This window comes from Colwellia sp. 75C3, assembly GCF_002836255.1.
Taxonomy (GTDB): Bacteria; Pseudomonadota; Gammaproteobacteria; order Enterobacterales; family Alteromonadaceae; genus Colwellia.
Window position 1 is genome coordinate 577,953 of the sequence record NZ_PJAU01000033.1, and the last position, 13,135, is coordinate 591,087.

Genomic DNA, 13,135 nt, shown 5'->3' on the forward strand with positions numbered 1-13,135 from the left:
AGGAATTAAAATGAATAAATTTACCAAAGAGGTTATGTCTGTTGGCGAAATGGCAAGTGGTGCTAAGCTAACCGTTCCTGTTTATGCATTTCAATCTGAAAATAGCTCTGCTCCCAATGTTTATATTCAGGCCAATATGCATGGCGCTGAAGTTCAAGGCAATGCCGTTATTTTCCAGTTGCTTGAGCTACTACAACATTGCGATATACAAGCGAATATTACCCTAGTACCTTATGCTAACCCTGTTGCGTGTAATCATAAAAATGGTGAGTATACCTTAGGTCGTTTTGATCCCATTACAGGTGTAAACTGGAACCGAATGTATCACTTTGATCCAAGTATTGTGGAACCTTTTGTTCAACAATATCTAGATGCCAGTGAAGAAGAAATAAAAGCTAAATTTCAGCAACTTTTACTTGCTGAAATAGAGAAGAAATTAGAACACAATATCTGGGGCATAACTACGGGGCAACGTATCGCTTATCAGTTACAACAACTTGCCCATCAAGCAGATATCGTTTTAGACTTACATACAGGCCCTATTTCAAGTAAGCACCTCTATTGCCCTGAATATGCACAGGCGAGCGCTGAATATTTCGATATTGAACATACCATTTTGATTCAAAATGACTTTGATGGCGCAATGGATGAAGCCACTTTTTGTCCATGGTGGAGTTTACAACAAGCCTATCAAGCATCAGGAAGAAACTTTACTATGGGGAAGGGAGCCTTTAAGAAGGAAAGTTTTACTGTTGAGCTTGGCTCTCAAGAGCAAATCGACTTAGATGTAGCCAAGCAAGATGCACTCGGTATTTTATCTTATTTAGAGTATCAGGGTGTTATTGATAATAAGCAGTATCAGCCACAAAAAATGACCCGATATGCGTGTTATCTAAAAGATTATAAAGCCTTATATTCACCTATGGGCGGCATGGTCGATTATCTTGCTGAGTTCGGAAAGCCTTTAGCTGCAGGCGAGCCGCTAGCACGGATTCTTCGTATGGATAATTATGGTGATGGTGAAGCCTTACATTATGTGTCACTTGAGCAGCAAGTCATCCCTATTTTACACTTTGCTTCTGCTAGTGTTAATCAAGGAACTGAGTTGTATAAAGTTTTTTGTAATTACTTTGAGCTTTAATGTTTACTAGTACTTAACATTGTGACAAGTCCTTAAAAAGCAGCTGCTGAATAGTATCAATAGCTGCTTTTTTATTATTTTTCACTATTATTTACATAAGTTGTTATATTTTTAAACTGAGTTGCAATGCCGCACCAATGGTATCGCTATCACCAGAAAAGGCGGCAATATCCACTTGGAAAACATCCCAAGGCGAAATACCTATACCAGCAGTATAAATGTCGTCGTCAATATCATTTAAGTCAGTACGATAACCTAAACGAAATTGAATATGCTCATAAAAACTAAATTCGGCGCCAAAGCCGGCATATTTTGAAGACGCTAAAGAAGCAAATTGTTCTCTATCAGTAAGATCTATTTCTGTTGCTAGGCTAACCCAACTGTTTTGATAGCTTAAGCCAAGACTTGTACTGTTTTCTAAAGTAAAAGTAATATCTTGCTCAACATGATGTACTGTTTGCTTCATTAGGTTATTTGTTACTAAAGCTGCATGCCATTGACGCTCATCGCCCCAGTTTATATATAAGCCTAAATCAACATTACTACCGCTTTTCGCTGTGGTATTTGCATCATCGGTAAGCTCAAAGTCATCGTCCTCAAACTCGTTGATTTTTACACTATTATAATAAAGATCAATGCGTTGATATTTTATTTTTGCCCCAACACTTATATCATAATTAGCGTGTTTAACGGCAGGATAAGCGGCGATAAACCCAGCTTCAGCAATTGAGTATCCGACAGCTGTCGTTGCTGATTCGAGATCATTTAAGTCTAAATCACCGGATAAAATGGCGTCATCTAATATTTTTTCATCATCTTTGTTGTAATCCATTACTCCACCAATACGGCCATATTGACTGGTGAAGAGGCCAAAGCTTAAATATTTATTAGGAATAAGTATTTGTAAGTTCAAACCATTGCGTACTTTCACTACTTTTTTATCAATTCTTTTAAGGTCAGAAATAATATTATCAACTTGCTGATCTAAATCATCATAATAGGTGTTTATTTGATCTGGAGACTGAAAGTTTTGAGATGGAATGGCGTTAATGTCGTCGGCTAATGTATCGAGGTTGTTACTAATATCTTCAGCGGTATCAATAACATTGTATTTATCAGATGCCATGATGGCTACGTTTAAAGAAAAGAAGATGTCATCGTCGTTATCAAACTTGGTGAGCAAAGCTGGGTTACTTAATGATGAAGTAAAGTCTAGCGTTAAGCCGGTAAAGCCTTGTCCAGCACGTTTAGCGGTAAAACTTTCGCTATAGCTTGGTAATGCTACAACCATTATGGGTAGTAATAATAATGCCTGTTTAAGTGTCTGTATGCTGATTTTATTTAACGGAGATTTTTTATAGGGGCCCATAAAGATTTCCTTGTGTTAAAGAGAGAGCAATAGCTATTCAAAGCAATAGCTTATTGGTTAATTGTAAAAGTATAGCGTAGTGAAATTGTTTCGTTAGATGTTTAGTAAATATTTACATATATAGCTACATCTTGATGTATTTTGTGAGGGGAGGAGGATTTTTCACTAAGTATAAGCACTAAGATTGAAATAAACTGCTGTATGTTATATTATCACAAACATGAACTTTGCATTCTCTCAACTACACATTAATAAGCGACACATTCGACAGAGTTTTTTGACGCTGTTGCTTTTTTGTGCGACTTTGTTTGTCCATAGTGAACATTATGCACAAGTTGAACTGGATGGCATTTCAAATTTTGAATTGCATGATTGTCATTTATGTCAACAAGGTATTGACTCACCGCCTAGAGCTTTAGCGTTATATCCAGCCTCTGCAGGTATAGTTAATATAAGCAAAGTTGATATTATTAATGCAGTATTTATTTCAGCTACTTATGTATATCCTCCGCTAAGAGCACCACCAATGTTTCTGTAATTTTTTATAATTACTAGCTAAGTACTTAGCTAGTAATATTTTTATAGTGAAGTACTTATTTTATCAAGTAATGCTTCCCTTAGCTGCCACTCTGCGACTATAAATTTGCAAAGTGATCTGCATCTTTCAAAAAATTATCGGAAACCAGTTTATGTCTTTTGTGACTCATAAGAGTATCAATGTTCAAGTAAAATCACCGTTCAAAAAAATAGTAAATGCCACGGTACTCTCTACATTCGGCACCCTATTATGTTTTAGCCAAAACGTTTTAGCCCAGCAGATATCAGGTCTTGTATTAAATAAACAAGGTCAGCCTATTAATAATGCCATAGTCGAATTAGGACTGGACTTACAGAAAGTTCGGACGAATTCTCAGGGGGTATTTAGTTTTACAAATGTTAAAGAAGGGTTTTTTGAACTTCATATCAGTGCTAAGAGCTATGGTCATAGCAATCAACAAGTTGTTGTTAGAGAAGATGTTACTGACTTGAATGTTGTCTTGTCTAGATCTGTAATGGAAGTGATTGATGTGCATAGCACGCCTTTGCATACTTCTTCAATTGAATCAGCATTACCTATTAATGTGCTCAGTGAAGATGAATTGAAAATGAAACAAGCGTCGACTTTGGGGGAAACCTTGAAAAATGAAGTGGGCGTTCACTCTAGTTATTATGGCCCTGTTGCTAGCACCCCCATAATTAGAGGCTTGGACGGCCCTAGAGTACTGATTACACAAAATGGATTAGATGTGGGCGATGCTTCTCGTGTAGGTCCAGATCATGTTGTTGCTACCGAAACTAGCACTGCAACGCAAATAGAGGTGTTACGTGGTCCAGCAACGCTTTTTTATGGTAGTGGCGCTATTGGAGGTGTAGTTAATGTGGTTGATAATCGCGTGCCAACGAGTAGTGATGATGAAGTTGATTACTTGTTACAATATAACGATGTTTCTAATGAACAGCAGGCCTCCATTAATATCCAAACGGGTACCGATAATATCGCTTTTCATTTAGATGGCTTTTGGCGTGACTCAAAAGACTACAAGCTTGCCGGAGAGGCAGACATTCATGAAGAAGAGCACGAAGACCACCTCCATGAAGAGGATGAAGATCACGAAACTCATGGTGACACTCGTTTAGATAATAGTGCTAGTACTGCTAGTGGCGCAACATTGGGTTCAAGTTATTTATTTGAAGATGGCTTTATAGGTTTCTCTTATGGTTTTATGAACAGAGAATACGGTATTCCAGGGCATAGTCATGAAGAAGAACATATCGACGAAGATCCACTACATTTAGCGACTGAAGATGATGAACATGCCGGTGTTTTCGCAAAAATGCAGCAAGATAGATGGCAGGTGCTTGGCGAGTATAATATTGAGCAACAATTTATCAGCAAGATCGCAACAAAATTTGCCTATAGTGACTATCAGCATCAAGAGATTGAGTCAGGTTTAGTCGGTACAACATTTACAAATAAAAGTACTGAAGCACGTATTGACTTATTCCACCAGGATACTTATGGATGGCAAGGTGCATGGACAGTTCATTACAAAGCATCAGACTTTAAAGCCTTAGGTGAAGAAGCTTTCTCACCACCCTCTAAATCGGAAATGCTTGCTATTGCCTGGTTAGAAGAGAAACATTTTGGACCCGTGTTATTGCAATTAGGCGCTAGGGTAGAGCAAGTTAATATAGAGGCCGATGATAGCTTGATTGGCTTTGAAGACCCTCATCATGATGAATTATCGACAGAGCCTTCACATAATGAGCACCATGAAACATTAGTCTCATTTGATCAACAGTCATTTACGCCAATTAGTGCTTCTGCGGGGTTAGTCTGGGATTACCAATCAGGCTATAACTTAGGGATTTCAATGGCATTGTCTCAACGAGCAGCGTCTTCAGGAGAGTTGTTTTCATTCGGTCCGCACATAGGTACAAATACTTTTGAAGTTGGTGCTATGTTCGATGTACATCAAGAAGGTGATGAAATTCATGTCGAGTTAGCTGAACAAGCGCCTAGTGTTGAAACATCCCTTAATTTTGATATAACTTTCCGAAAATTCAACGGTGATTTTGGTTATGTCGTTAGCGCTTTTTATAATCGTATTGATGATTACTATTATCAACAAGATACCGGTTTGGTTTTTGTGGAAGATCATGGTCATGAGGATGAGCATGAAGGTGAATCAGGCTTACCAATTTTAGTATACCAACAGGATGATGTTGAGATGTACGGTACTGAAGCTGAGTTTTTCTATCAAGTATCATCAGCTTTCAAGACAAGTTTAATTGCTGATTATATTCGAGCGCGGTTAGTGAATGCAGATGAAAACGATAACTTACCACGCATCCCTCCTATGCGAATTGGCGCTATCATGAACTACCAAGCAGATACATTTGATAGTGAATTAAGTGTAAGCCATTATTTTGAGCAAGATGATATATCGGAACTAGAAACTAATACCGATAGCTACACTATGATTGATGCTAACTTTAATTATTATGTTGCTGGTGTTGGTGATGATTTAACCTTGTATTTAAAAGGGCAAAACCTAACAAATGAACATGCCCGTGTACATTCATCATTTTTAAAAGAAGTGGCTCCATTACCGGGACGCAACTTTAGTGTTGGTATCCGTGGTAGTTTTTAATCCTGTATGTAGATAGTTTTTAATAAATGTAGCTAGCTTGATATCACCAATAGGTAGAAAGCAATCGACTATATTTGTAATAGGAGTGGTTAAGGGCTGTAACACTGTTATAGCCCTTAGTATTAAAATTTAGTTGATAATGCCTCTGCTATGTATTGATTAACAGCTAGATGTACTCACCAAGTCAGTTATTGGCAGATTTTCTTAGTAGAGGTCTTTGACTGTTTGAGAAGCGTGGACATAGAGAAGTCATAACTCTGCTGCCGGGTAAATGTTTTAGTAAAACAGTAGAAATTAATATTGTTCAATATATTTATATTGGTAAGCGGCTCCCAAAGTACTAGGTTCTCTTGCTCAATAATTGCATATTTATCATTGATTCTTGGGCTTTGAGCTGTGAAAGGGGCCTGATTATTCAAGTGATCATAGACCTGAACTAGCAGCCAAGCAATATTATAAAACTGTCCTCCAGCCGAAGCACTCAGTTGATTCTCTTTAATTTTGTTTATTGCTTCAGCATTCCAATCAAAACCGCCAATAAAAATATCTTTATTTGGTTGCAAGCCTAACTCAATCGCGCCATCTAAAGCGCCTATTGCCATTACATCTGAACTAGCCCAGACAACGTCAATGCCCTTATGTCTGGTATAGAGAGATTTAAATTTTATTTTTGCATCTTCTGCTGACCAATTGGCAATTATATCTTGAACTAAGATAGCATTGTCTGTCTCTTCTACTTGCGCTGCAACACCGCTACTTCGCTTCAGAGATTCCAATATCAAATCACCACTTAAGGCGAGAACTTTTAACTTTGTATTTGAGGGGATTTTAATTATTCTTGCTTGTTTAATTAAGTTCTTAACAAGTAAAGCTGCACCTTGTGAATTTTCAACAAATTGTTCGGATAGCCAATATTTATATTTACCTAGGGGCTGCCCTAATTTTTTATGAGGAGGCAAATGATCGGTGTTTGAGAAATCGGAATAGGTAACAAAGGGGATTTTTGCTTGCTCTAACGTAGTAAAGTATTCGTGAGCATTTTGCTTATAGGCATGAAATATCAGCAAATCTGGCTTTTTTAAAGCTAACGCTAATTTTTCAATCACTTCAGCTTGGAAAATACGGTGGCCTTGACCTTCAATAATGGTCAAGTTAATACCTAGATCTTTTGCTGCGGCTTCTGCAACAGCATAAGCATTATACCAATAAGGTGTTATCTTTTGCGTTTGGCTAATGTAAGTGACATCAATAGCAAATATTTTGGTAGAAAAAATACTGCTAGTGATGATAACTAGCAGTAAAAACATATTTTTCAAAATTAAAACTCTTTATAGTTTTACAGTAATTTTATACCTTCTTTGACGATGGCGATTTTACCGTTCTTTAGTAAATTTCCTACCGTCGCTTTAAACGTTTTCTTACTTACGCCTAAAGTTCTTTGAATCAGTTCAGGTGCACTTTTATCATTTAATGGTGTTATACCACCCCTGTCGGCAATATGGGTTAATAACTTTTCAGAAAAATCATTGACCTTATTTTTACTACCACGGGTTAAAAGAAGATCTAAACGACCATCTTCACGAACTTGTTTAATATAGCCGGGTATTTTTTTGCCAACTCTCAGATGTTGGAAAATTTCATTATCGTAAAGTAAGCCCCAATGCAGGTCATTAACAATAGCTTTGAAACCTAAATCAGTTTTACCACCAATAATTAAATTTACCTTATCGCCTTGTTGGTATTCTGCCGGCCAGATATCAAGAAATTTATCTATTTTACTTGAGGCGGCAATACGATTAGTCAGCTGATCAAGAAAAACTCTAACGAGATAATACTTACCTACTTCCATTTCTGAATGCTGTTGATTGAAAGGTACTAATAAATCTTTAGGTAATCCCCAATCAAGGAACGCGCCAATTTTATTCACTTGGACAACTTTCAAAGAGACAAACTCACCGACTTGGGCTAAAGGTGTCGTTGTTGTCGCTATAAGCCTTTCAGCAGAATCGAGGTAAAGGAATGCCTTAATTTGTTCACCTACTTTACAGGCCTCCGGCAGGTCGCGCTTAGGTAATAATATTTCACCTAAATCCCCACCATCAAGGTATGCGCCTTTGTCCAGCAAGGCAACAATGGTGAGCAGATTGAATTTACCAAGGGTAGCTTGAGTGGGTATGTGTGAGTCTGTCATGGGAAGTGCCGTAAATAAAGTATCCCCTATTATAACGCATTCAATCTTGTATACCCAACGATTTCAATATTGGCTATCGGCTTGGACATAAATGGCGAATTTGACAATACGAATGAATATATAGCTATGGAATTGGTTAAATAGACTAATGTAAAAATAATTTCATTTGATTAAAATTAATTATAAAGTTCACTTGAATTACAGTTAATCGCTACCTCATTGAAAAATAAGGGGTAATATGGTTTTTTGTTTGAGAGGTATCAACATGGCGCGCAACTTGTAATAACGAGTTACATCTTTGTTAATACTTGTAATGAGTAATTGGTTATTCTAGCGCTATTAAAATAAAGATAAATTTGCGAGCAATAAAGCATTAAAGCAAATAAAAAATATAAAACTTTTAAATAAATAAGGGATTAAAAGTGGCCACTAAAAAACAATTCATCATACCAATCGTTATCTTAGCTGCAGGCATTGCTGGCATGGCTGTTTTTTCTAGTATGAAAAAACCACCTGAAGAGAAAGCTAAGGTAGATAACACACCAATCGTTGCTGTAAGCGAAATTTCAGTTGCACCGATGACATTAGAGGTGAACTCTTATGGCATGGTTACACCTAAATATGAAACTGAGTTGATTGCCCAAGTTAATGGCGAAATTGTTGAATTGAGTGATACCTTTCTTCGAGGCGGTTTTGTTAAAAAGGATCAATTGTTAGCTCGTATTGATCCTAACGATTATCAAGCTGCCTTAATTGATGCACAAGCTTCAATGGCTACAGCCAGAGCAGGACTTGAAAAGGAAGTCGCTCAGGGTAAAGTTGCAGAAAGTGAATGGAAACAAATAACAGATACCTCTCCAACAGAACTAAGTTTACGTAAACCACAACTTGCACAGGAACTTGCCCGTGTTAAAGCAGCACAAGCTTCAGTATTACGTGCAGAACGTAACTTAGAGCGTACTGAAATTAGAGCTCCTTATGATGCCATGATAGACAGTCGAAATATTGGTTTAGGATCTTTTGTTGGTGTTGGTAGTAAAATTGGCCATGTATTGGCCACTGATACAGCCGAAGTACGTTTACCTGTCGCTGATAATCAACTTGAATTTTTAGCTAATCAAGGTGTAAATGCCAAAGTTAACCTTGTGGGTATTTATGCAGGTAAAGAAACGCAGTGGAACGCGACTATTAAACGTAGTGAAGGCGTTATCGATAACAAAAGCCGTATGGGCTATTTAGTCGCTGAGCTCAAAGACCCTTATCAGCTAAAAAGTAAAACTAAGCTGGCAGTCTCACCGTTACGATTTGGCAGTTATGTTAACGCTAAAATTGTTGGTCATAAACTTGCGCAAGCAACTTCAGTACCTCGACATTTAGTGATTAATGGCAAAGTAGCTATTTTAGACCACGACTCAAAATTGCATTACGTTGCTATTGATATCGTTCGACAGCAGGGTAGCGATGTTATTGTAGCTAATGGCTTGGCACACGGCGATCGTCTTATTGTTTCAGCCTTAGACTATCCGGTGAACGGTATGAAATTAGCGTTGTTAGGGGATGAAACTCAGCTTGAAGAAAAAGAAGTTGAGTCCGAGCAAAGCGAAACGCAAATGGCGAATAATAAAGAGTCAGGAGAATAGTAATGAGCTCTCATGACAGTATAACCAATGAGAAAAATGACAATGAGAACCTAAACAGGCCTCATGATGATATTGATACTAATACCGGTTTAATTGCCTGGTTTGCACGTAACAGTGTTGCAGCTAATTTATTAATGATATTTATTTTAGTGGGTGGCTTTTTAACCATAAATACCATTAACAAACAAATGTTCCCGCAGGTACAAATTAATTGGATTTCATTTGCTGCGCCATATCCGGGGGCTGCACCACAGGAAGTGGAAGAAGGCATCACCATAAAAATTGAGGAAGCACTTGAAACCGTGCAAGGCCTTAAGCGAGTGATTACTTACTCTAATCGTAATTATTCTAATGGTTGGTTTGAAGTTGACTTAGATTATGACCCGCAATTAGTACTTGAAGAAGTAAAATCAGCGATAGATTCTATCTCTAGCTTTCCTGAAGGTATGGAGCGTATTAAAGTTGAACGAGAAAAGTTTCGTCAAGAAGTCATGTATATCAGCCTATATGGTGATTTAACTAACGGTGAACTAAAAGAACTCGGCCGTAAAATTCATGATGAGATTCAACAGTTACCCTTCGTCAATATTTCTGATTTATTTAGTGGCTTAAGTTATGAAATATCGATTGAAGTCAGTAAAGATAAATTACGGGAATATAATTTAAACTTTAGAGATGTTGCTAATGCGGTACGTGGTAACTCTCGTAATATGTCTGCAGGGCAAATTCGAGCAGAAAATGGTTATATCAACTTACGTGTGGAGAACCAATCTTATCGAGGTCATGAATTTGAACAAATTCCAGTCGTTACCCTTGAAGATGGCACTAAGGTACTGCTAGGCGATTTAGCGACCGTCATTGATGGTTTTGAAGAAGGTTTGCAATACTCAAAATATAACGGTGAAAACTCGGTCACTATTTTTATTGGTGCAGCAGACAATCAAAGTATTACTGATGTAGCAGCCGTTGTGAATAAGTTTGTTGATGATAAGTCAGCAACATTACCTCAAGGGGTTAAGTTAGAGACTTGGGTTGATATGACTTATTACCTTGAAGGTCGTTTAACCATGATGATGGACAACATGAAAAGTGGTGCTGTTTTAGTCTTTATTATGCTGGCATTATTTTTACGTGTACGTTTAGCCTTTTGGGTAATGATGGGCTTACCCGTGTGTTTCTTAGGAACACTACTGGTAATGCCAATGGAATTTGTTAATGTCACTATTAACATCACAAGTCTATTCGCCTTTATTTTAGTACTCGGTATAGTCGTTGATGATGCCATTGTTATGGGTGAAAGTGCTCATGAAGAAATTGAGCAATATGGCCATTCTACTGACAATGTTATTCGTGGTGTTAAGCGCGTTGCTATGCCTGCTACTTTCGGTGTATTAACCACTATAGCAGTATTTATTCCGTTTGTTATTGGTGATGGTCCTGAGTCCGCTTTTGGTAAATCTATCGGTTTTGTCGTTATTTTTTGTTTGATTTTCTCTTTAATAGAATCAAAGCTTATCTTACCTGCGCATTTGGTTAATATGAAACCTAAAGATAAGAAAATAAAGCTCAAGAAATTGAAAGAGTATGGTTATTTTTGGTTTCTTCAATATCCTTTAGATAGAATCATTCAAGTAGTAGACAAGCTTCGATCAGCTATTGATAAAAATCTGCAGAGCTTTATTGAAAATAAATACCGCCCAAGTTTAGCTGTGTTTTTAAAATATCGTTATGCGGTATTAATGTTTTTTATCAGCATTATGCTCATCAGTGCCGGGTTATTTGGCGGTGGTTTAGTCCGTTATGTTGGACAACCTAAAATTCCGCATGATTTTCCTCGCATCACGGTTGAAATGAATGTTGATGCCTCTGAAAAAGCAACCTTAAGTACACTATTAAATATCCAAGCCGTTATTAATAAAATTGATAACGAAATTGAAACTGAGCAGGGTCAATCTATGATCTCTGATATGCAGGTTGATTTACGCAGCCGCACCCGTGGTCAAATTATGGTTAAACTGGTAGACCCTGAATTACGTGTTATGGATACTTTTGCTTTGGCTGATAAATGGCGGAATGCAATACCTAGCTATCCTGGCGTTAAGTCGTTAACCATTAGCGATAACTTATTTGGTGGTGGTCGTGATGATGGTGATATTGCTTTTAGGTTAGAAAGCCAAAATGAAGAACAACTTATCCTGGCATCAAGAGAACTAAAAGCAAAACTTAATACCCTTAAAGGTGTTGGTGATGTGAATGACTCTCGTCAAACAAGTGCGAAAGAGGTGCAGCTTGAGCTAAAACCTTTGGCTTACTCAATGGGACTTACCTTGGCAGAGATCGCCTCACAAGTTGGCTATAGCTTTTATGGTTTAGAAGCACAGCGCATTCTTCGTGATAGTGAAGAAGTTAAAGTGATGGTGCGTTATCCACAAAATGAACGTAGTTCTGTTGGTCACGTTGATGATGTGATGATTAAAGCACCTAATGGCGCAGAATTACCTTTATCAGAATTGGCTGAAATTATCCTGACTGAAGGTGTTACTCGTATTCGCCGTGAAAATGGTAACCGTACTATTAATGTCTGGGCGAGTGTTGATGCCGAACAAGTAGAACCTTTTGAAGTAACTAAAGATATCCGCGATAACTTTGTACCACAGTTATTACGTAAATATCCATTAGTTAAAAGTGAAGTATCGGGACGTATCCAAGAAGAAATGGAAAGTGCGGGTGAACAACTACGTAACTTTATGATCTCCTTAATGGTTATCTTTTCGTTATTGGCAATACCATTGAAGTCATACTCTCAAGCTGTGATGATTATGATCGTCATTCCATTTGGCGTTATTGGCTCAGTATTGGGACATTTAATCTTAGGAATGGATTTAAATATGTTCTCAGTATTTGGTATTCTCGCTGCAGCCGGGGTGGTAGTGAATGACTCTTTGGTGATGGTGGATTATGTTAACAGTGCCAGAAAGCGTGGTGAAGCCTTGAAAGATGCAGTTATGCATGCGGGTACTAAACGTTTTCGCGCCATTATGCTCACGTCAATCACCACCTTTGTTGGCCTAGTACCTATTGTCTTCTTTGAAACGAGTATGCAAGCCTTGATCGTAATTCCAATGGCTGTATCACTGTCTTTCGGTGTCTTATTTGCTACGGTCGTCACCTTGGTATTGATTCCAAGTTTGTATATGATTATTGAAGATATTAAAAGAGTGTTTTCACGTAAGAAAAAGAAACAAAATGGTTCGGACATGATTGCAGCTAAAGAGCTGTCTTCAAGTTAATCAATGACGTAACACCTCTGAGCGAACTTTAGGTTCAAGCTTAGAGTTAGAAAAATAAAAAGGCAATGTTATTTAACATTGCCTTTTTTATTGTTTTTCAGAGGATTTATCGTTCTGTTTAGTTACTGGTTTTGACAATAGAGTAACTATTCTCTTCAATCAATGTATTGCCAAAAGGCGTTTTCAACTCCAATTGAACCCTATATTCTTAGGTGACATGCTATATATTGATATGATGTTTTTAATAGTAATTAATGCTATAAATAATGTCCTTTATTACTGTTGATAAAATACAGTATCCCATGATAGT

Annotated in this window: 8 protein-coding genes; 5 read left to right on the top strand and 3 right to left on the bottom strand. The window is 37.4% G+C overall.

Annotation, left to right across the window (positions count from 1 at the left end; translation table 11 throughout):
* The first annotated feature begins 10 nt into the window (after positions 1-10).
* Positions 11-1,141: a succinylglutamate desuccinylase/aspartoacylase family protein gene (locus tag CXF85_RS06920; RefSeq protein ID WP_101227775.1), complete on the top strand. Its 1,131-nt coding sequence runs from the start codon at positions 11-13 to the stop codon at positions 1,139-1,141.
* A 103-nt stretch (positions 1,142-1,244) separates the two neighbouring features.
* On the opposite strand, the gene traF is transcribed toward CXF85_RS06920, so the two are convergent.
* A complete protein-coding gene (gene traF / locus CXF85_RS06925; RefSeq protein WP_101227776.1) occupies positions 1,245-2,510 on the bottom strand; it encodes a conjugal transfer protein TraF in 1,266 nt (421 codons plus the stop codon).
* A 277-nt stretch (positions 2,511-2,787) separates the two neighbouring features.
* Here traF and CXF85_RS06930 point away from each other — a divergent pair, with 277 nt between their 5' ends.
* Positions 2,788-3,048 (top strand): hypothetical protein, encoded by a 261-nt coding sequence (locus CXF85_RS06930; RefSeq protein ID WP_232771106.1) that lies wholly within the window; start codon positions 2,788-2,790, stop codon positions 3,046-3,048.
* A 151-nt stretch (positions 3,049-3,199) separates the two neighbouring features.
* Positions 3,200-5,704, top strand: a complete 2,505-nt coding sequence (locus CXF85_RS06935) for a TonB-dependent receptor (protein ID WP_101227778.1) — start codon at positions 3,200-3,202, stop codon at positions 5,702-5,704.
* A gap of 188 nt (positions 5,705-5,892) precedes the next feature.
* Here the strand turns inward: CXF85_RS06935 and CXF85_RS06940 are convergent, their stop codons facing one another.
* Together CXF85_RS06940 and CXF85_RS06945 are read right to left on the bottom strand one after the other, a co-directional pair.
* Positions 5,893-7,011, bottom strand: a complete 1,119-nt coding sequence (locus CXF85_RS06940; RefSeq protein WP_101227779.1) for an ABC transporter substrate-binding protein — start codon at positions 7,009-7,011, stop codon at positions 5,893-5,895.
* Positions 7,012-7,040: 29 nt separating this feature from the next.
* Positions 7,041-7,895, bottom strand: coding sequence for a CvfB family protein (locus tag CXF85_RS06945; protein ID WP_101227780.1), 855 nt, complete (start codon positions 7,893-7,895; stop codon positions 7,041-7,043).
* Between the two features lie 422 nt (positions 7,896-8,317).
* Here CXF85_RS06945 and CXF85_RS06950 point away from each other — a divergent pair, with 422 nt between their 5' ends.
* Together CXF85_RS06950 and CXF85_RS06955 are read left to right on the top strand one after the other, a co-directional pair.
* Complete coding sequence (locus CXF85_RS06950) at positions 8,318-9,535, top strand: efflux RND transporter periplasmic adaptor subunit (RefSeq protein ID WP_101227781.1); 1,218 nt, start codon at positions 8,318-8,320, stop codon at positions 9,533-9,535.
* A gap of 2 nt (positions 9,536-9,537) precedes the next feature.
* The gene (locus tag CXF85_RS06955; RefSeq protein WP_101227782.1) at positions 9,538-12,825 is read left to right on the top strand and encodes an efflux RND transporter permease subunit; all 3,288 of its coding nucleotides are present in this window, start codon (positions 9,538-9,540) and stop codon (positions 12,823-12,825) included.
* Positions 12,826-13,135: the final 310 nt, after the last annotated feature.